The organism is Melioribacteraceae bacterium, from assembly GCA_035362835.1.
GTDB lineage: Bacteria > Bacteroidota > Ignavibacteria > Ignavibacteriales > Melioribacteraceae > DSXH01.
Map to the genome: position 1 here is coordinate 263,926 of DAOSDY010000003.1, position 20,575 is coordinate 284,500.

Here is a 20,575-nt window from a genome sequence, read left to right on the forward strand (position 1 = left end):
ATCAAAATCTTGGGCGTCTTGGTCTTTCCTCATTAGGATCGAAATATTTCCTTGGCAGCTTTTCATCACGCATTGAGGCGTTATAAACAAATGCCGCCATAATAACCGCCGACTGCATCAGATCCCCGCGGATAGTGAGATCATAAACATCCATGTTGGAATGATGTGTCCTTGTATCATAGTGGAGTTCATCCTGAATGAACTGGAATCCGGGCAGTCCGGCACCGTCGAAAGACTGATGATCGGTTCCGCCTGTGTTTCTTATAGTTACTGTAGCAGCTCCTAAACTGTGGAACGGTTTAAGCCATTCCTGGAAGATCGGAAGAACTGCTTCGTTACCTTGTGTGTAAATGCCCCGGATTCTCCCTGCGCCGTTATCATAATTAAAATAGGCAGAGAGTTTATCGTAATCCGGTTTCTTCTCTTTCTTGTCCCGATCGAAGAAGTGATTTTTAACATATTCTCTAGATCCGACAAGGCCGACTTCCTCGGCATCCCACATTGCAATCCTGATAGTTCTGCGCGGTTGAATACCGATAGCTTTAAGGATTCTTAAAGCTTCGAGTGCAACTGCGCAGCCTGCCGAGTTATCCGTAGCGCCGGTGCCGGCATGCCATGTATCGAAGTGTCCGCCGAGAATTACAATTTCGTCTTTTAATTTTTTATCGGTGCCGGGGATTTCTGCAATAATATTATATCCTAATGAATCGGTATCAACAAAATCCGCTCTATATTCCATTTCAAGTTTAACCGGAACATTCTGTTTCAGGATTCTTACAATCCTGTTATAATGTTCAACTGCAATTGCGATCTGAGGAATAACATCCGGCGAGCCTTTTCTGTATGAACCTCCGCTCTGAACAAAAACAGTTCCGTATCTTCCCTGAGCCGGTTCAACCGTAACAGCCGCACCTTCACTTATAAGGAATGAAGAAATTGCCTGACGAAGACGGTTGCGCGCCATGAATTCTTCCATCCTGTTTGCAAAAGGGGAACGTCCGCCAGGTTCCGGTAGATTTTCCAGCTGTTTCAATTCCTCGTCGGTATATCTCTTAGCATCAGGTTCAAATGAAGTCTGGACTTCCTGTTCGCCCTGAACAAATACGATCGCGTTTTTCAGTTTCCCTTTAAACGGCTGCAGGTCTTCCTCTTTTTTTATTTCCATAAGCACTGGGGGTCCTTCAAGTGTACCGTTTAATCCCGGTGTCCAGGCTTTAGGATATCCAATGATCGGCATATACTGCGGCTCGGTCATAGCGAAGTAGAATTTTTTCAATTCCCATCCGCGTCCGAACGTTCCCCACGATTCCATCCGGGCATTCTGAAGACCCAGTTCATTCATACTGGAAATAATCCATTTACCTGCTTCTCTATATTGATCGGAACCGGCTAACCGGGGTGAGTAGATGTCGGTCAGATAGCTTAAATACTCCATCACTTTGGAGTTTTCAAGCCCTTCTCTTTTAATTCTCTGCATTACCTGGTGATCAATTTTCTCCTGGGCTATTGATACAAATGAAACGAGCAGGACAAAAAATAATGTGCAGAATTTTTTTAACATGATGACCCTCTGAATAATTAATTATTAATAAATTTTTCTATCTGCCTGCGGTGGCGGAGTATATGTACAATTGCATGTTCGAACATCATTTCGATATCGTAAAGACCCCAACGTGTTGGCTGTCTGGTAGCCAGGATCTGCTGATCGGTCATATTCCAGAAACCCTCGATTGAATTTGCTGTAAATGTAAGCGCTTTATTGATCGCTCTAACGGCTGACTTGGCATTTTCAATTTTAAATTCGGGGTTAACCGGAACAAGTGCTAAAAAGGTTCTGATCTGGTTGGCGTATCTGTAAGCAGCGTTTACAACATGATTTATTATTGATTTTATTGATCGGCAGTCTTCGTCGGTTGTTTTTGCATCGTAAATTCTTTCGAATTTTTCAGGAGGGAGGTTTTCTAGAATCCTGATAAGATCAGAAGCGGCGCGTTCATACTCATCCATTAATGCGCCAATAGCTCCGGTGCGGAAAGAGTTTTTAATCATTAATTGATCTATAAAAATTTATTCTATAAACACTTATGGAAAATAGTAAATAATTATTATTCACTCCCGTCATAATTTAGAATGGGCCTCAGCCACTTTTCAGCTTCCTTCAAACTGATCCCTTTCCTTTTTCTGTAATCATCCACCTGATCCTTGCTGATTTTTCCAACTGAGAAGTATTTGGCTTCGGGGTGCGCAAAATATAAACCGCATACCGATGCTGCCGGATACATTGCAAAACTCTCTGTCAGACCGATACCAATTTGTTTCTCAACATCAAGCAATTTCCATATAGTCAGTTTTTCTGAATGATCCGGCTGGGCTGAATAACCTGGTGCCGGACGGATACCGGTATACTCTTCTGCAATCAAATCCTCGTTAACAAAATTTTCGTCCTTTGAATAACCCCAGATCTCTTTCCTTACTTTTTCGTGCAGATATTCGGCAAATGCTTCGGCAAGTCGATCTGCAACTGCCTTCGTCATTATAACATTATAATCGTCATGAGCTTTTTCGTACTCTTCAATTATTTTTTCGATTCCAATACCGGTCGTAACGGCAAACATTCCAATATAATCCTCATTACCTGTTTCCCTTGGAGCGATAAAATCCGCAAGAGCTATGTTCGGGAGGTTTTCCGACTTTATCATTTGTTGACGGATAGTATGAAGTGTTTCAAGAATTCCGTCTCTCTTTTCATCTCGGAAAACAATTATGTCGTCATCGAAAGAGTTTGCCGGAAAAAGTCCAACTATTCCTTTGGCTTTTAAGAGTCTGCTTCCTATTATCCGGTCGAGAAGATTGTTTGCATCATTAAAAATTCTTTTGGCCTCTTCACCATACTTTTCGTTTCCGAAAATATCAGGATATCGGCCTTTTAGTTCCCATATCGAAAAAAATGGAGTCCAGTCGATATATTTTCTTATCTGATGTAGATCTGCGTCTTCAATAACGGTAACACCGTTTGACGATGGTTTAGGAACGGAAAATTTATTCCAGTTAATTTGGACTTTGTTTTTTCTGGCCTGATCGATAGGGATATATTCCCGCACAATTTTTCTTTTATAATGTTCCTGCCGCAGTTTTTCATATTCTGATTTAGCATTACTTATAAATTGGTCTCTGTGTTCACTGCTGATCAGACTGCTTACTACATTAACGCTTTTGGAAGCATCAAGAACGTGAACCGTTGCTTCCGAATATTCCGGAGCTATTTTAACCGCTGTATGAATTCTTGATGTTGTAGCTCCGCCAATAAGGAGGGGAATCTTTAATCCCATCCGTTCCATCTCTTTTGCAACATGAACCATTTCATCGAGCGAAGGCGTGATCAGTCCGCTCAAGCCGATAATATCGACATTTTTTTCGATTGCCGCGGAAAGGATCCTATCCGAAGGAACCATCACTCCGAGGTCGATTACATCATAGTTGTTGCAGCCGAGTACAACGCCAACAATATTTTTTCCTATATCATGAACATCGCCTTTTACTGTCGCAAGCAGAACGGTTGAAGCGGACTTTTTTGAAGTGCCATCCGATGCTTTCGGCTCTAAATATGGTATTAGGTAAGCAACCGCTTTTTTCATTACCCTTGCACTCTTAACAACCTGAGGCAGAAACATTTTTCCGGAACCGAATAGATCTCCAACAACATTCATTCCCGCCATAAGCGGTCCTTCAATTATCTCGAGGATAGAGGCGTATTTGTTGCGCGCTTCAGCGCAATCCTGTTCGATGTATTCAGTCACACCATTAATTAAAGAATACTTCAGTCTCTCCTCAACACTCTGTTTTCTCGATTCATTCTCTTCCTTCTCAATTTTACCTTCCTTTACAATTCTATTGGCATACTCAACAAGCTTTTCGGTAGCGTCGCTTCTTCTATTTAGGAGGACGTCCTCAACCAACTCAAGCAGATCTTTCGGAATCTCCTCGTAGACGGCCAGTTGTCCCGCATTTACAATTCCCATGTCCATTCCTGCTTCAATGGCATGATAAAGAAAAGCTGAATGCATTGCCTCCCGGATTTTATCGTTGCCGCGGAAGGAAAACGAAACATTGCTTACACCTCCGCTCACTTTTGCCAGCGGAAGATTTTTCTTTATCCATCTAACGGCTTCAAAATAATTAAGAGCATACTGATTATGTTCCTCAATGCCCGTTGCTACGGCAAAAATATTCGGATCGAAAATAATATCCTGCGGAGGAAATCCGACTTCCCGGGTAAGAATTCTGTATGCTCTTTCGCAGATTTTAATTTTCCGTTCGTATGAATCGGCCTGTCCGTCCTCGTCGAATGCCATTACTATAACAGCGGCACCGTATCTTAAAATTTTTGCGGCATGCTCTTTAAATATTTCCTCACCTTCCTTCAGGGAAATAGAATTTACGATTCCCTTGCCCTGAAGGCATTTTAATCCTGCTTCGAGAACACTCCATTTGGATGAATCGATCATAACGGGAATTCGCGATATGTCGGGTTCGGCAGCAAGCAGGTTCAGAAATTTGGTCATCGCTTCTTCAGAGTTGATCAATCCCTCGTCCATATTCACGTCAAGTATCTGCGCCCCGTTTTCAACCTGGTCTCTTGCAACTGAGAGCGCTTCCTCAAAGTTACCCTCTTTTATTAATCGTGCGAATTTTTTCGATCCGGTTACATTAGTTCTTTCACCGATATTTATAAAATTCGAATCGGGGCGCAATATCAGCGGTTCCAATCCGCTTAACCGGAGAAGAGGTTCCACTTCCGGAATCCTTCTCGGTTTATACTTCGCCGCAATTTCTGAAAAATACTTTATATGCTCGGGAGTTGTACCGCAGCACCCTCCAATTATATTTACTAAACCATCTTTGAGATAATCCTCGAGCACAGAGGACATGGTGCCGGGCGTTTCGTCGTATCCGCCGAATTCATTCGGCAGCCCGGCGTTAGGATACAGACTAACAAATGTAATCGAGATGCGGGACATTTCTGTTATAAATGATCTCATTTGTGAAGCGCCGAGCGAACAATTTAATCCTACGCTCAATAAATTCTTTGTGTGAGCGATCGAGATCCAGAAAGCTTCCGTATTCTGGCCTGATAAAGTTCTTCCGCTCATATCGATTATCGAACCGGAGATCATAATCGGAAAATCCTTGCCTGTTTCATCCATCAATTCCATTATTCCGAAGAGAGCCGCCTTTGAATTGAGAGTATCGATAATTGTCTCAACAAGCAGGAGATCGGCTCCGCCGTCTATTAATCCGCGTGCCTGTTCTTTGTATGCATCCTTCATCTCATCAAACGAAACGGCACGGAATCCGGCATCCATTACATCCGGCGAAAGCGATAGAGTTTTATTAGTCGGCCCGAGCGCGCCTGCAACGAATCTTGGTTTGTCCGGAGTCTTACATGTAAATTCGAGAGCAACTTCTTTTGCGATTCTGGCCGCCTCGAAATTTATTTTGTAAACGAGGTGCCCGGTTTGGTAATCGGATTGTGAAATTGAAGTCCCGTTAAAAGTATTTGTTTCTACTATATCGGATCCCGCTTCAAAGTACTTCCTGTGAATTCCTTTAATAATCTCCGGTTGCGTTAGGACGAGCAGATCGTTGTTTCCTTTTATTTCAACCGGGTGATCTTTAAGAAGCTCACCCCGGAATTCCTCTTCTGTTAATTTGTGGCGCTGAATTAGTGTACCCATTGCGCCGTCAAGAACAAGTATCCGCTCCTCTAAAATTCTCTTAAATGTATCTAATGTAGAAATCATAATGTTTCTTTCTCTGGTTTGTAACTGTTAAGATTTTTTCCCCGGCCGTTGCGGTGTTTTGATTCAAATTATAGTTATACTTAACTTTCGCTCAAATATAATAAATAAAAGAGAAGTATATGATAGTAGTAACCGGAGGAGCCGGATTTATAGGAAGCGCCATCGTTTGGAAATTAAACCGGATGGGGATTGATAAAATTATTATCGTGGATGAACTTGGTAAAGACGACAAGTGGAAAAATCTTAACGGATTGAAGTATGAGGATTTTATTCACAAGGACGATTTCATTTCGATGATAATGCAAAGCCTGGTGCCATTCAAAGTTTCATCAATTATTCATATGGGCGCTTGTTCATCAACTACTGAAAAAGATGCGGATTACCTGATGGATAACAATGTTCATTATTCCCAGGAGCTTGCAAAGTATTCGCTGAACAACGGAGTTCGGTTTATATACGCCTCTTCTGCGGCTACATACGGAGACGGAACAGCCGGTTACGAGGATAATGATTCTCTCCTGAACGAACTTCATCCTTTGAATATGTACGGCTATTCGAAACATCTCTTCGATACCTGGCTGAAACGGAACGGGATGATAGATAAAATTGTCGGCCTGAAATTCTTTAATGTTTACGGACCTAATGAATATCATAAGGGGGATATGCGAAGCGTGGTTCATAAATCTTTTGAACAGGTGCGGGATACCGGAAAGGTAAAACTCTTTAAATCCTATAAACCTGAATATAAAGACGGTGAGCAGAGACGAGATTTTATTTATGTTAAAGACGCAGTTGATATGACTCTTCACTTTTTTGAACACAGGAATTTCAACGGAATATTTAATATTGGAACGGGAAGAGCTCAGTCGTGGCTTGAACTTGTTACCGCCGTTTTTAAAGCACTTAACAAACCTGTTAATATTGAATTTATTGAGATGCCGGAGGAGATAAAAGGCAAGTATCAGTATTTTACCGAAGCCGATACAACAAAACTGAAACTTACAGGATACGATAAAAAAATAAGCAATGTTGAAGAGGGTGTAAGCGATTATGTTAAAAACTATCTTCTCAAAGATCAGTATCTCGGTTTAAGTAAAGAATAATCCGGAGGAAAATTGGTAAAAGACACAACCCGGGGTGAATTCAGGAAACGGCTCTATTTTCTTACACTCAAACTGATTGAGTTTATCGACCTCCTTCCGAAAGATAATGTTTCTCAGCGGATTGCCGATGAAATATTCAGCAGCGGTACAAGTGTGATAAGCAATTATATAGAAGCCACCGCGGCTGATACCAAAAAGGAACTTAAGGATTTTACACTTGCCAGCGTGAAATTTGCCAATGAATGCAAGTTATGGCTAGCTCTTGCAAGAGACAGCAAAAGGGCTAAATCCGAAAAGGTAAAATGGTTTCTCGATGAACTCGACGAGATTTCCATACTTCTGAGCGATTCAGTCAAATAAAAGAAAATTATTATGCAGCTTGCGACTCTCTGTTATGTAATTGATAAAGATAAAACATTGATGCTCCACCGAATCAAGAAAAAGGAAGATATCCACGAAGGGAAATGGAACGGCCTCGGCGGGAAGTTTGAAAAAGGCGAAACACCTGAAGAATGTGTTGTAAGAGAAGTGAAAGAAGAGAGCGGCTTAACAATAAGTAAACCGAGACTGCATGGATTTATTACATTCCCGATGTTCGACGGTAAGAAAGACTGGTACGTTTTTATGTTTACCGCTAAGGATTTTAAAGGAAAACTGATCGATTCGCATGAGGGTAAACTCGAATGGATTCAGAATGATAAACTGCTCGAATTGAATCTCTGGGAAGGGGACAGGATCTTTATTCCCTGGCTCTTTCAGGATAAATTTTTCAGCGCACGCTTCGATTATTCGAACGGTAAATTGAAAAACTATTCGGTCGAGTTTTACTAAGAAAAGGGAGTTTAGTATGCCGAGAATAATTCCACCGCCAGCAGAAAATCAACCTAAAGTCCCGGATCTAAATCAGGAGAGATTTTTTTCGGAAACACTCTTGAGTCAGAGAATTCACTTCTTTATAATCTTTTTCGTTATTGTAGTAACCGGTGCAATTATTGCCGCAAATTTTTCCAATTCATATCTTGTGATTATTCTCTCGATGGGAACCATAATTTCGTGGGGACTAACACTCACAATTCTGAGATTATCTCTCAGGATCAGATTCATTAATAAAAAAATGGGCCCGGAAGGAATAAATTTTGTCTCGGCGTTTTTAAAACTTCCGTTCAGAATTCTCGGCTGGTTCAGCGATATTTTTATTCCCGTTGTCTGTTCGCTGCTGATTACCTCCGGACTTATTCTCTCAACATCCGGTTACTTCGATTTAAAACTGGTTCCGCGAAAAGTTGAACAGACTTTTAAAGAGGGCATTAAGATCGGAAGCGATACGCTTAAAAAAGCGAAAGAGCCGGTCCGGATAAAAGAATTTAAAAACATCGACAGTGTAATTCAGAATTAATCCGTTGAAGGAAAAAATCTAACCTAGTTTTCTTTTAAAGAATCCGCCTATCAGATCGTTCACGTTCTCCGGATTTTCAAGCGGGGACATATGGCCCGCACCCGGAACAACAGCGAATTCAGCCCCCGGAATCTTTTCAGCCATAGCCCTCATTACAGGCGGGGGAGTAAGTTTATCGAATGAACCGCAAATCACGAGTACCGGGATCTTAATATTGTGAAGCGAAGCGGTTGTATCGGTTCTGCTCAATATTGCGATTATGCACCCTTTCACTCCGATTGGGTCGTGCTTATATGATTTGCTGAGTGTGGATAAGAACGTTTCCTTCTGGTTCTCAGGAGCTTCATCGGAAAAACAGTTTGTAACAAAAGCATCCGCAAATTTTTTAAGTCCTTCAACATTAATCTGATTTATTGCCGCAGCACGTTTCAATTTACCCGCATTATCATCTGCTTCCGGACGGGTATCCATCAGAATAAGAGCTTTGAAAAGATCCTGATGTCTTTCGATTGCGCGAAGAGCAATATATCCTCCCATCGATAAACCGCAGAGCACAGGTTTTGTTAATTTGAGAACCGATATTACCGTTAGTAGATCATCTACAAAAAATTCCAGCGTATACTGACCATCACCCACAAAACTTTTACCTAAGCCCCGTACATCGTAAGCAACGCAATAATAATCCTTTTCCAAAAATTTAATTTGATTTTCCCACATAGTATGGTCATATGGAAATCCGTGGACGAATACAACGTGTTGTTTTTCCGGATTGCCGAAAGTATTTACCGAGAGTCCGTTGATTATCTGGTTCATATCGCCTCAAAATTAATTTACCTGTTGGACGAAAATATGCCTCTTGAACAGAATATCCAAAATGTGACTTATATCCGGAGATAAAAAAATATGTTTGGATACACTATTTTCTTTTCTAAATTAAACCCGCAATAAATTCCGGTTGTCTCTTGACCGAAAACTAAAATTTGAGGTAAGTATGAAAAGGATCAAAATTCTTTCTCTATTCGCTATTATCGCTGTCACATTAGGGGGTTGTAATCAGCCCGATAATGTTGAACCGAAAATGCAGGATAACATTGAAGCGCCTCAGTTCATTCTAATAGATAATTCGGATATTCTAAACGGTATTGAGGATGCGACACTGGATTCGGATATGAAATTTAATTCCTCTTTATTCAACTTCGGATTTATGAATATGGGTGGAAATCTTACTCCCGGTAATCCGGTTCTTAGAGGAAATCCCTGGCTTGAAAAATTTGATTTTACAAAACAGCTCGGCATGATCTTCAGAAAACTAAACCTGGATGAAACTCAGAGAGCTGCTGTAAAGGAACTTATTAAAGGATATCATGAATCTCTGAAACCTCTGTTAATAGAGTTCCGGGCCGCAAACGAGGCAATTGTAAAAGAAGCTAATGAGAAAAGAAAAGAGATAATGACCAACCTTAGAAACGGTGAAATAACAAGACAGGAAGCCTCTGCACAGTTATTCAGATTAAATAGAGCCACGAGGGATAAAATAAAAGATAATCCTGAGTCGCTAAGAATTGCAGATGAAATCTGCAGATTAAATTCTAAACTTCTGGAAGATATAGAATCACTTCTGAATAATGAACAGAAAGTGAAATGGGAACAGATGGTTCAACGTTTGAAAAAAGATTGCTGATTCACACTAAGAAATTTCAAAGCCGGTCCGCAAAGGCCGGCTTTTTAAATTCTATCCTTTTATTACTCCAATAGGTTTTAACTTTGCTACCTTCGTACTTATTCCGGCATTATGCATTACATCCACAACATCAAAAACGTCCTTATATGCATGAGGCATCTCCTCTGCAATTGTTTTATATCCTTTTGCCCGGATGACAATTCCTTTGGAAGTTAATTCATCGATCAGGTTTTTACCTTTTGCTTCTTTAAGCGCCTGATTCCTGCTTTGGACCCTTCCCGCACCGTGACAGGAGCTTCCGAATGTTTCCTCCATTGCCCTGGGAGTTCCAACGGATATAAAAGAGTACCTGCCCATATCTCCGGGAATGAGCACCGGCTGACCGGTGTCCCGGTATTTATCCGGAATAAAAATGCTTCCGGGTGGAAAAGCTCTGGTTGCACCTTTGCGGTGCACGCAGACTTTCTTTTTTACACCGTCTATAATATGTTCTTCAATCTTTGCAATGTTATGGCAGACGTCGTAAATAAGTCTGAATTCCAGTTCGTTATCAGAAATGCCAAATGTTCTTTTGAAACTTTTCATGGCGAGATACATGATTATCTGACGGTTATTCCAGGCAAAGTTTGCCGCGGCTTTCATTGCGCTTAAATAATCGGCTCCTTCTGATGATCGGATCGGGGCGCATGCCAGCTGTTTATCTGGAAGTCTGAAACCGAATTTCTTTTCGGACCGGAGCAGGAGTTTAAGATAATCTTCGCAGACCTGATAACCGAGCCCTCTCGACCCGGTGTGGATCTGAATTACTATTTGATTCTTAAAGAGACCGAATACTTCAGCTGATTTTTCGTCATAGATTTCTTCAACAAAGTCTATTTCGAGAAAGTGGTTGCCGGATCCGAGAGTGCCTGCCTGATCCATACCTCTTTCAATTGCGCGTTCGCTTACAGAATCTGGATTGGCATTTTTCAATTTCCCGTTTTCTTCGGTCAATTCGAGGTCTTCGCTGCATCCGAATCCGTTAGATACAGCCCATTCGGCTCCCTCTTTAAGAATCCTTTTAGTCTCTGATGTGTTTAATTTTTTAATTGCGCCGCTGGCACCGACTCCTGTTGGAATATCGGCGAATAAATTTTCTACGAGTTTGCGGATATTTAACTTAACATCTTCGAGTTGCAGAGATGTCCGGGCTAACCGGACACCGCAATTAATATCATAGCCAACGCCGCCGGGTGATATTACACCATCATTTAAATCAGTTGCGGCAACTCCGCCAATCGGGAAACCGTAACCCCAATGAATATCCGGCATGGCAAGCGAATATTTCTGAATGCCCGGGAGCTGAGCCACATTAACAACCTGTTTTATCGCTTCGTCGGATTGAAGTGTTTCGTCTATCATTTTGCGGGATGTATAGATTCGGCCGGGTACAAGCATTTCTCCGGTTTTCGGGATCTCCCAGAGATTCTCATTCAGCTTTTCAATTTCAATTCCTTTTACCTTCACTCATTCCTCCGCAAAATATCTGTCGTGAGAACCGGATTTTCTCTCTCAGATATCAAATACAACAATTGTCTTAAATTTATTTCCCTCTTTTACAATTTTCATTTTATGATAGGTTACGGCTTTGATTTCAACTTTCAACTTATGAATCTCCAGGTCATGTTTCTGACCGAACAGTTCAATTTCGAGCTGGTAACCGGATTCGGTCTGTTCTATAAGCAGATTTTGGATGGTAACAAAGACCCAGCTTTTTGTATATAGTTGAAAATTTAATTCGCTTAATAATTCTGTCAGGAGAACTTCGAGAGAGGGTGCGTTGAAGATAAATTTTTTGGAAGATTCTTTTTGAAATGAACTGATATCCATCGCCGCTTCCCTCCATGCATAACAGGAAGACATGAATAATTCATTTAATGAAGATCCTTCCACTTCTACGGCAATATCCGCCGTATGATCTATAAATTTGTAAGGCATAAAAAATCCCGATCATTGTCGGGATTAATTTAAGTATGTTTTATAATAGAGGAAAGAAAATTAGAAGTAGTAGAGATATTTGATTTTGAATACCGAAACCCTGTCGCTTAACTCCATCGAACGTGTATTGTTAAACCTGTCGTGTACTTCGTTGATTGCAAGGTAGATCCAGCTTTTAGGCGAGAATTGATATGAGAAGAGTCCGCCAAAAAAGATCCTTTCCATCTTATCGGTCGATTTGACGAAAAGATTATCGACATATAAATAGAAATTAAGGTCGTTGACCGGAGTAATCGAAATCCATGGTCTTGAATTTAATGTTATATCCTCTACATCACCGGCGGGATTTCCTTCAATCCATATATCCAATGAAGTTCCGAGCCGGATAATGTCGGATGCTTTTAATGAAAATCCGGATCCCACCCATGAATAGAATGCCAGATAATTACGGGCAAAGTTATATGTCTTTGTATAACCGCTATAAAGATTGGCGTTCCATGCGGGATTAATATTGAACCATGAACTAAGGCTTAATTCGTACGAGTCGTATCTGACATCAAGATCCTTCGATTTACCTAATGAAGCATTTATTTCGAATCCCCAATTGCTTCTGAACTGCATGTTGTAACCGAAAAGCCATCCGTGATCTGTGTAACCGTCCACCTTCTCATATTCAACGAAAGGGCCGGTATAAATTAAAATCTGGGATATTGCCCCTTCCCGCGGGTACCAGATCGGTCCGGTAAATGAAACAAAGTTGGCTGTTCCACGCCAGGGGACATATCCAACCTGGTTAATATCAAATTTTTCGCCGATGTATCTGCTTCTTATTCCGGTAACCCAGGTTTCAGCAAAATCTACATAACCTACAGAGGCGGCAAAATCGCCTTCCGAGTTCTTAACCGAGCGCGCAATCTGATAAGAGAATTGCCAGGAAGGTCCACGGAATGCGCCGTCGATATCGATAACCCCGTAGGTATCATCACCTGTCTGCTTACCTACGAACAATACACCGATATTCGAATTATCCATAATCTGCTTTTTTACTCTTCCCGAAATGAAAAGAGCCGAGGGTTCAACGCCGGGAGAACCGTCGTAATTTGTAAAATCTTTTTCAGGAGTCCGTGCAACAAATCCTCCGTATTCCCAATCCTCGTATCGTCCGAATGCTTTCGCACCAAATGTGATCGGAACTTCTCGGCCGTCGGGCAATTTTTTCCCGATTCTACGTGAATAAAAAAGTTCCAGCGGTGTATAAAAACCAGTATTCCTCTGACGCCCGGAAGGCATAAATATTTCATTGCCCTGAACAAAGAATGGTCTTCTCTCTGAGAAAAAAGTTTCATACCTCGAAATGTTAAATTCGTAAGGGTCGGCTTCGATCTGTGCAAAGTCCGGATTTGCAGTTGCCTGTAATGTGAGCTGCGGGGAAGGATTGTAGAAAACATCGAGGCCGGCATTGGGATCCATTTTATATTTATTATTGCCAAGATAAGTAACCTTACCGAAGGCAGTCGGATAAATCTCCAGATTCAACCCTTTTACAGAGGGTTTAAAATCTTCAAAAATGAGTTTGCCGAACTTTGAAATTCTCTGTCCTTCATTCTGTTCATATTTGCACCAGTATTGGTCTTCGGAAATCATAGGGATCCATCTGTCTAAATCAAGTCCCCAGAAATCAAGGTCTTCATTGTACTGGATCGATTTATAAGGAATCTCAATTTCAACTACATAACCCCAGTCGTAAACCCTGCTGTCGGAGAACCAGATTCCGTCCCAGCTGTAATCTCGGTTTCGCGCATCGTCGAGGAGTCTGCAATCAGCGCGCACCCCCGACGCGCTGACTGCAAATTTGTAAGCTGTTCTCCTGTCTCCGAAAGTATCGAGCATAATAGAGACGATGTCCCCTCCGCCATCGTCAAGTTTGCCCGTATTCTGCTGGATATTCTCAATATTGTCGTAACAGACAATCAGGCAATAGAGAGAATTTTCGGTGGTTAAAATTTTGGCATATGTTCTTTTGGAAGGATCTTTTCCATAATAAGGTGACAACTGGAAAAATCCGTTTATTTCCGGAGCTTTATCCCATTCCGCATCAATAATACCGTCCAATTTTATCGGCGTGTCGATTTTCTTTAATGATATAGTCTTTTCTTCGTTATTGGCATTGCAAAGGAGAGGTACTAATAAAAAGAGTGTCAATAGGTTCTTCATGTACTTTCCTTTATTCTCTGAACTTTAGACGGCATCTACTTTTAAAAGGTTGCATCATAAGAATAAATCCCTGTAAAAATTTTTTCCCGTCTGACTGAATTGATTTTTGAGAATGATTCTCGTTAATTTATCCCCGAGACAAAAATGAAAGAGAAGTTAATTTTCATATTGTTCTGCCCGCTTTTTTTCACCCAACAGGTTCAATCCGGTTCTACTCTTTTATATTACTCATACCACGAATTGAACCTTCAGAATCCGGTTGACGGAAGGAAGAAAACGATTCTCTATAAAAAGGGAATTGATGCACTTAATGCCGGAGATACATTAATTGCCGAGAATTTTTTCAGTGAGTCAATCCGCGAGTATAAGGATGCAGCATCATTTTTCGAGCTAGGCAGAATTTATTTAAAAAAGAATACTTACTTGACGCGTAACCTCGCATACGAAAATTTCAGGAGTGCGGTATTAATAGAACCGGATAACATTGAGTACCGGTATGCGTTCGCAGATCTGATGAAGGACTTTGCCCGCTTGAGCTCTTTTAATGAATACCTGAAGATAATCTCAATAGACAGTACGCAGGTTGATGCTTGGCAGAATCTTGGTGAACTGAAAGCAATTGATTTTAAAGAATACAATAATTCTGTACGAGATATGGGAGGACTCTATGGAGACCTTGGGGAATTTACCGAAAGAGATTTTTATGATTCCGAAAATTATTTTAAGGAAGCTCTTTCAAGGGATTCACTTCATTATAAAACCAGTTTGCAATTAAGCCTTCTTTACGAGATTGCCGGATTATATCCGGAAGCCATCAGCCTGCTCGAACGGTTAGTTAGAAATAATAAAGGTGATAAAGAAATTCATCTGTTATTGGGGTTGCTTTACTACAGGTCATTTAAGTACAAGGAATCGAACAGGGAATTTCAAACAGCTATCGGACTTATGAATACTGAAGAGCGGGATGATTTTACTTTTAATTCGGTCAGACTTTTTCTGGAGTCTTCATTCAGAGAAGTATTTGAAAGTTACGGAAAGGATGAACTGAAAGAATTTGTAAATGAATACTGGAAAAAATCCGATCCCCTTTTTATGACAGAATATAATGAACGGCTCCTTGAGCATTATGCGCGAGTTACATATGCTGATTTGAATTTTGATCTCCCTTCAGCCGGAATAAAAGGATGGAAATCGAATATGGGTGAAACTGTTGTAAGATACGGCCAGCCGATGAAAAGGTTGCGGGTAAGACCGCAGATAGATGATACAAAAGTTAAAATGAAAACAGAAGTCTGGACTTATAATGACATGGCAATTGCATTCACAGATATGGCGTCGAGCGGAAATTTTAAATTTGTCTGGCCGGCTTCGGAAAAAGACAAGTTGGTTCCGCAGGTACCTGGCAATTATAATGATTTTGCAGAATACCTGAGGAAGGAACGGCCATCAAGGTATCTGCCAAGATTTGAAGGACCGGAAATTGATGCATCGTATTCAATTCTCCAGTTTAAAAGCAGTAAAAGAAATCATACCGATCTGTATCTCCATTGCTTCTTATCCGATTCTCTAAGTAATTCTTCCGGCAAACAGATTCTGAATACCGGATTTTATTTTTTAAATAGAGATTATGATGAAAAGTTCAGCAGGCGAGATAGAATTACTATTGATAGTAAAGATGGTGATAAGATTGCGACGAATTTAAATTTCACGGTTCTTCCGGATTCGGGCTTTACCGCTTTCGAGATTATTCGCGAGATTGATAAGGGGACTTTTTCTTCACGCAATCCGTTCAGAATTAAGAAATTCAGTAATGAAAAAATAGACATAAGCGATCTCTGTTTTGCTGAAGAAGTCTCTGATGTAAACTCTAAAGGAATTTCTTTTCACCGCAATAAAATTATCATAAGTCCGATCCCGCGAAACATAATAAGTAAAGGTAGACCCGTACATATCTACTATGAGATTTATAATTTGGTTAAAGATGGAATAGGGTTGACCGATTTTGAGCAGAATATAACAATAAGTGATTACGGAAGGGAGGAAGGATCCGGTTTCGCAAGATTTGTTTCATCAGTTTTGAATTTTCTTGGCATCACGAGTGACGGCAGAATAACTTTATCCTCGAAATACAGGACAATAGAAAATGACGCGCAAATCTATTTCCAGCTCGATTTCGGAAATTATTCCCCTGGTGAATACCTGATTGAAATTTCTGTAACGGACAATATCTCCGGACTACAGACCAGGACTGCAAATAAGTTGACGATAGTTGATCAATAACACGAATATTCGATATTAAAAAATAATTTTCTATAAGAGCTTATTTCACTAACTTCATATCGTAAATCATTTTTATTTCTCCATTTATTTTCAGTTATGAGGCATGCGCATGATTCCGGTTCCCGGTTTCGACAATACAAAATATCTTACAGAACAGACAGCAGAGATTCTAAAAAGGGTTGAGAGATTTAATCATAAACTCTATCTCGAGTTCGGCGGTAAACTTCTTTTCGATTACCATGCCGCACGGGTACTGCCCGGATTCGATCCGAATGTGAAAATGCGATTGCTTCAAAACCTCAAGAGCGAAATTGATATTATCCTCTGCATCTTTGCGGGCGATATAGAAAGAAAAAAAGTACGAGCTGATTTCGGAATTACATATGACTCTGATGCTCTTAAAACGATCGACGATTTTAAAGAATGGGATATTGATATTAATGCCGTCGTTATTACTCGATACGACGAGCAGCCGTCTGCAAAGGCATTTAAAAATAAACTCGAAAGAAGGGGCATAAAAGTATATACTCATAAATTCACTAAAGGATATCCGACCGATATAGATCTTATTGTAAGCGATCAGGGATACGGAGCCAACGAGTATATCGAAACAACCAGGCCGATTGTTGTAGTAACAGGTCCCGGACCCGGAAGCGGTAAACTGGCAACTTGTCTAAGCCAGTTGTATCATGAGCATAAAAAAGGTATTAAGGCGGGTTATGCCAAATTCGAAACTTTCCCGATCTGGAATCTTCCTCTTAACCATAAAGTCAATATAGCATACGAAGCGGCTACGGTTGATCTGAAAGATATAAACCTTATAGACCACCATCATCTTGAGGCTTATAACGAAAGAACGGTTAATTACAACCGGGATATCGAAGCGTTCCCTTTGTTGAAAAGAATTCTTGAGAAAATTTCGGGCGAGGAATCGGTTTATAAATCCCCTACCGATATGGGAGTAAACAGGGCGGGATTCGGAATTGTTAACGACGGTGCTGTACAGCAGGCGGCGCATCAGGAAATCATAAGACGATATTTCAGATGCTCTGCTGAATATGCGATGGGATTTGTGGATTCAGAAATTCTTCAAAGGTCGGAAATGATTATGAAGAATATCGGTGCAAAAGTGGAAGACCGCGTGGTTGTCCGTTTTGCAAGGGATTCTGCTCTCGATGCCGAAAAAAATGGGAAAGGGAATGAAGGGGTCTTTGTTGGAGCTGCAATAGAATTAAAGGATGGTTCCATCGTTACAGGAAAAAATTCTCCAATCATGCATGCGGCATCAAGTTTAATTCTGAATGCTTCCAAAAAATTGGCCGCATTGCCGGATAATCTTAACCTTCTTCCGCCGAATATTATGAAGTCTCTCCAGTTACTTAAAAAAGAAATTTTAAACGGTAAGGTGATGAGTCTCGATCTTGAGGAAACTCTTATTGCGTTGAGTATAAGCGCGATATCAAATCCGGCGGCACAGATGGCTCTTGAGAAACTTAAAGATCTCGAAGGGTGTGAAGTCCATATTACTCATATCCCGACAAGAGGGGATGAGGCGGGTTTAAGAAAACTGGGAGTTCACCTGACTTGTGATCCCGACTTTTCCTCAAAGAGTTTGTTTGTTTCCTGATCAGAACTGTGTAAATAAATACTGCTTTATCAAGTCTTGAATAATTTAGTAGGTTATTCAGATTCTCTTCAATACTACCATAGTCATATCGTCATGCTGAGGGTAGTTATCAACAAATTTTCTAACATCCTTTAGAACAAGATGGATCAATTCTTTTGCCGGAAGATGCCTGTTTTTTTCAAGCAGTTTTACGAGTGTATCTTCACCATACTGATCGTGTTTCTCATTCATAGCTTCCGTAAATCCGTCGGTATAGAGAACAAACAGATCCCCTCTTTTTATTTCAATCTCTTCTTCTTTAAGTGTCGAAGAAAATATTGATCCCTCTTCCAATCCAAGAGCCATTCCCTTACTTAAAAGAAGGCGTGTTCCGGCGGCTTCCTGACTGCACAAAATTCCGGGATTGTGTCCTGCCCGCGAATAGGAAATAGTGTTATTATTCACGTTGAGAATTGCATAGAACATGCTTACAAAAGAATTCTTTTCAATTGTTTTATAAAGCAGCCTGTTCACTTTTACAAGTACATTGGAAGGTGAAATATTCTCCTCTGCGTGTGCCTGGAGAATCCCTTTTGTAAGTGTCATATAAATTGCCGCGCCGATTCCTTTACCGCTAACATCGCCAATTGCAATTCCGACCTTGTTGCCGCTCAGCTTTACAAAATCGTAATAATCGCCTCCGGCTTCTACAGCGGGAATTGAAATACTTCCGATTTCATAACCCGGAATAACCGGTTCCTCTTTCGGAAGAAGACTTAGCTGAACTTTTGCCGCAATTTCCATCTCCTTCTTCAGTCTCTCACGTTCTGAAATTCTCTGGACATGCGACGGTAATCCGTAATTACCCAGAATAAATTCTTCTTTCCTGATACGGCTTACCAGATATATTACCGGGATTGCAAGATATGCTATGATCAGAATTGCAAAGTTCCAGTCGTATGCCGGATTATCGGCAGCGTACAAAACATATCCGCGCGATACAAGAATAGAAGTGAAACTCAAACTTATAATTGTTAGAAGATCGAATAGAAAATAAATGTATGCAATGCCGCATCCGAAAATAAATCCGGCAAGCAGGTTGATTGCGAAGTTATTCAACGAAGGGGGAGTGGAAGCAATTACAAACGCGAGAGTTGTTACTAACCCGGAAAGCAGAATTGAAACCCACTTCCTTTTCCATCTCTGATAAGAGATGTTTACAATAAAAAACGGAACACTGATCGCGGCTAAAATTGATACAGACGCACCTTCCAGAATAGTTGCAAGCACCGGGATGTAAGAAGCGAATCCCTCCATCAATCCTGCCGGTGATAGAAAAATCTTTGCTTCAGGTTTATTGAGTATTAAACCGACAACCAGGTAACTGAATGCCAGTGCATTGCCGAGTACAAAACCTTTAAAGAGAGCCGTTCCGGAATCGATTGCAAAAAAATGTCCCTTTATAAATGCGTCTATCCCTTTCAATTTGCCTGGCCATAAACTCCTCGCATATGACTCCCCGACTGTCCATGAAGCAAAAATTAGTATCGACATAAAGAATGAAATGATCAATCCGTTCACAAGAAGAACAATTATCTTAGTATAGAGGAAAGAGACATCACCTATCATCGCGCCCTGCCCGATTGCGGGCCAGTAGTTAATCAGATTGATAAGGGATAGTAGAAAATATAAAATAAAAAAGATTCTTCCGACGCTTATCCAGACTTCGCCCTGATGATATTTCTTTAAGAAAAGATAGAATGCGAGTATGATCAGAAAAATCACAAAAATTACTGATACAGTTCCGTAGATAGCTTCACTGGCTTCAAAATATTCACGTTCCTGTTGAGGGACTTCAAAGTAGTAGGAATACCCTCCAATGGTATTACCCGATACACGGGATGTAATAACGATTTTTGCATTGAGGCGCGGTTCGGTCCTTTCCCATCGGAATGAAAAATCGGTCCTGTTCCTGAAATTCTCTTCCCTTGTTTCGATCAGTTTCATTTCCCGGAAATCATTTCCGATCTCGTTTGAGAGATAAAGTGAAATCAGCTCGGTCGCTTCGGACTTAGACAGAGATGGTATTGTAGTCGTGTCCGTTAATGTCTTGTTGAACCCGAATATCTCGCCTGTGTTGGAAACATCAACTGTGTAGGATAACTGCTGCATCTGTCTCGGAAGGTTTTGATGAAAGTAAACTGTCCAGCTCAGGTTAGACCATTTTTCGTTCCAACCGTAATTTTTAAATTCCTTTCCGCCGAGTTTTTTAATTATATACCTGATTTCCACTGGTGAATAGTCGAGAAAAGCTTCCACGTAAAATTTATCCGGATCGATATTCTGTTGAGTCAAAAATTCTTTTGCAATCTCTACGGCTTCCGGCCGGGTAGTTTTCAATTCCATACTTTCATATGGGTTTAGCGGGTAAAAAACTATTATGAGACCTAAAATGGCAATCCAGGAAATGATCCAATAACGATGTGAAGCAAAATAATTTTGCATTATTTCCCGCCT

At 40.7% G+C, this 20,575-nt stretch carries 15 protein-coding genes; 7 read left to right on the top strand and 8 right to left on the bottom strand.

The features are described 5' to 3' along the window. Window position 1: 1 nt before the first annotated feature. From PLZ15_12310 to metH, 3 genes are read right to left on the bottom strand one after another with little or no spacing between them, the layout of a single operon-like run. A complete protein-coding gene (locus tag PLZ15_12310; GenBank protein HOI30531.1) occupies window positions 2–1,561 on the bottom strand; it encodes a M20/M25/M40 family metallo-hydrolase in 1,560 nt (519 codons plus the stop codon). 17 nt (window positions 1,562–1,578) lie between these two features. After that, window positions 1,579–2,049: a DinB family protein gene (locus tag PLZ15_12315; GenBank protein ID HOI30532.1), complete on the bottom strand. Its 471-nt coding sequence runs from the start codon at window positions 2,047–2,049 to the stop codon at window positions 1,579–1,581. Window positions 2,050–2,105: 56 nt separating this feature from the next. Then, window positions 2,106–5,801, bottom strand: a complete 3,696-nt coding sequence (gene metH / locus PLZ15_12320) for a methionine synthase (GenBank protein ID HOI30533.1) — start codon at window positions 5,799–5,801, stop codon at window positions 2,106–2,108. 119 nt (window positions 5,802–5,920) lie between these two features. Here metH and rfaD point away from each other — a divergent pair, with 119 nt between their 5' ends. From rfaD to PLZ15_12340, 4 genes are read left to right on the top strand one after another with little or no spacing between them, the layout of a single operon-like run. After that, a complete protein-coding gene (rfaD, locus tag PLZ15_12325; GenBank protein ID HOI30534.1) occupies window positions 5,921–6,904 on the top strand; it encodes an ADP-glyceromanno-heptose 6-epimerase in 984 nt (327 codons plus the stop codon). 12 nt (window positions 6,905–6,916) lie between these two features. Then, window positions 6,917–7,264 (top strand): four helix bundle protein, encoded by a 348-nt coding sequence (locus tag PLZ15_12330; GenBank protein ID HOI30535.1) that lies wholly within the window; start codon window positions 6,917–6,919, stop codon window positions 7,262–7,264. A gap of 9 nt (window positions 7,265–7,273) precedes the next feature. After that, window positions 7,274–7,735, top strand: coding sequence for an 8-oxo-dGTP diphosphatase (locus PLZ15_12335; protein ID HOI30536.1), 462 nt, complete (start codon window positions 7,274–7,276; stop codon window positions 7,733–7,735). Between the two features lie 16 nt (window positions 7,736–7,751). Beyond that, entirely contained in the window at window positions 7,752–8,300 is a 549-nt protein-coding gene (locus tag PLZ15_12340; protein ID HOI30537.1) for a hypothetical protein, read from the top strand. Between the two features lie 18 nt (window positions 8,301–8,318). Here the strand turns inward: PLZ15_12340 and PLZ15_12345 are convergent, their stop codons facing one another. After that, window positions 8,319–9,113 carry an alpha/beta fold hydrolase gene (locus PLZ15_12345; protein HOI30538.1) on the bottom strand — a complete coding sequence of 265 codons (795 nt, stop codon included), beginning with the start codon at window positions 9,111–9,113 and terminating at the stop codon, window positions 8,319–8,321. Window positions 9,114–9,291: 178 nt separating this feature from the next. On the opposite strand from PLZ15_12345, the gene PLZ15_12350 reads away from it, so the two are divergent. Beyond that, on the top strand, window positions 9,292–9,981 hold the full coding sequence (locus PLZ15_12350) for a hypothetical protein (GenBank protein ID HOI30539.1): 690 nt from the start codon (window positions 9,292–9,294) through the stop codon (window positions 9,979–9,981). Between the two features lie 51 nt (window positions 9,982–10,032). Here PLZ15_12350 and PLZ15_12355 read toward each other — a convergent pair whose 3' ends face one another. From PLZ15_12355 to PLZ15_12365, 3 genes are read right to left on the bottom strand one after another with little or no spacing between them, the layout of a single operon-like run. Then, complete coding sequence (locus tag PLZ15_12355) at window positions 10,033–11,487, bottom strand: RtcB family protein (GenBank protein ID HOI30540.1); 1,455 nt, start codon at window positions 11,485–11,487, stop codon at window positions 10,033–10,035. 45 nt (window positions 11,488–11,532) lie between these two features. Next, window positions 11,533–11,958 (bottom strand): archease, encoded by a 426-nt coding sequence (locus PLZ15_12360; GenBank protein HOI30541.1) that lies wholly within the window; start codon window positions 11,956–11,958, stop codon window positions 11,533–11,535. 60 nt (window positions 11,959–12,018) lie between these two features. Continuing rightward, window positions 12,019–14,172, bottom strand: coding sequence for a DUF5916 domain-containing protein (locus PLZ15_12365; protein ID HOI30542.1), 2,154 nt, complete (start codon window positions 14,170–14,172; stop codon window positions 12,019–12,021). A gap of 144 nt (window positions 14,173–14,316) precedes the next feature. Between PLZ15_12365 and PLZ15_12370 the strand changes: the two genes are divergently transcribed. Together PLZ15_12370 and PLZ15_12375 are read left to right on the top strand one after the other, a co-directional pair. Continuing rightward, window positions 14,317–16,452 carry a GWxTD domain-containing protein gene (locus tag PLZ15_12370; protein HOI30543.1) on the top strand — a complete coding sequence of 712 codons (2,136 nt, stop codon included), beginning with the start codon at window positions 14,317–14,319 and terminating at the stop codon, window positions 16,450–16,452. A gap of 109 nt (window positions 16,453–16,561) precedes the next feature. After that, the gene (locus tag PLZ15_12375; GenBank protein ID HOI30544.1) at window positions 16,562–18,079 is read left to right on the top strand and encodes a DUF1846 domain-containing protein; all 1,518 of its coding nucleotides are present in this window, start codon (window positions 16,562–16,564) and stop codon (window positions 18,077–18,079) included. Window positions 18,080–18,136: 57 nt separating this feature from the next. Here the strand turns inward: PLZ15_12375 and PLZ15_12380 are convergent, their stop codons facing one another. Next, window positions 18,137–20,563, bottom strand: coding sequence for a PP2C family protein-serine/threonine phosphatase (locus PLZ15_12380; GenBank protein HOI30545.1), 2,427 nt, complete (start codon window positions 20,561–20,563; stop codon window positions 18,137–18,139). Window positions 20,564–20,575 lie beyond the last annotated feature (12 nt).

Excerpts from the sequence above, each read along its gene's own strand:
- PLZ15_12350 (HOI30539.1), top strand. The coding sequence starts at position 9,292 with ATGAAAAGGATCAAAATTCTTTCTCTATTCGCTATTATCGCTGTCACA.
- PLZ15_12315 (HOI30532.1), bottom strand. The coding sequence starts at position 2,049 with ATGATTAAAAACTCTTTCCGCACCGGAGCTATTGGCGCATTAATGGAT.
- PLZ15_12345 (HOI30538.1), bottom strand. The coding sequence starts at position 9,113 with ATGAACCAGATAATCAACGGACTCTCGGTAAATACTTTCGGCAATCCG.
- metH (HOI30533.1), bottom strand. The coding sequence starts at position 5,801 with ATGATTTCTACATTAGATACATTTAAGAGAATTTTAGAGGAGCGGATA.
- rfaD (HOI30534.1), top strand. The coding sequence starts at position 5,921 with ATGATAGTAGTAACCGGAGGAGCCGGATTTATAGGAAGCGCCATCGTT.
- PLZ15_12380 (HOI30545.1), bottom strand. The coding sequence starts at position 20,563 with ATGCAAAATTATTTTGCTTCACATCGTTATTGGATCATTTCCTGGATT.
- PLZ15_12375 (HOI30544.1), top strand. The coding sequence starts at position 16,562 with ATGATTCCGGTTCCCGGTTTCGACAATACAAAATATCTTACAGAACAG.
- PLZ15_12310 (HOI30531.1), bottom strand. The coding sequence starts at position 1,561 with ATGTTAAAAAAATTCTGCACATTATTTTTTGTCCTGCTCGTTTCATTT.
- PLZ15_12360 (HOI30541.1), bottom strand. The coding sequence starts at position 11,958 with ATGCCTTACAAATTTATAGATCATACGGCGGATATTGCCGTAGAAGTG.
- PLZ15_12370 (HOI30543.1), top strand. The coding sequence starts at position 14,317 with ATGAAAGAGAAGTTAATTTTCATATTGTTCTGCCCGCTTTTTTTCACC.
- PLZ15_12365 (HOI30542.1), bottom strand. The coding sequence starts at position 14,172 with ATGAAGAACCTATTGACACTCTTTTTATTAGTACCTCTCCTTTGCAAT.
- PLZ15_12340 (HOI30537.1), top strand. The coding sequence starts at position 7,752 with ATGCCGAGAATAATTCCACCGCCAGCAGAAAATCAACCTAAAGTCCCG.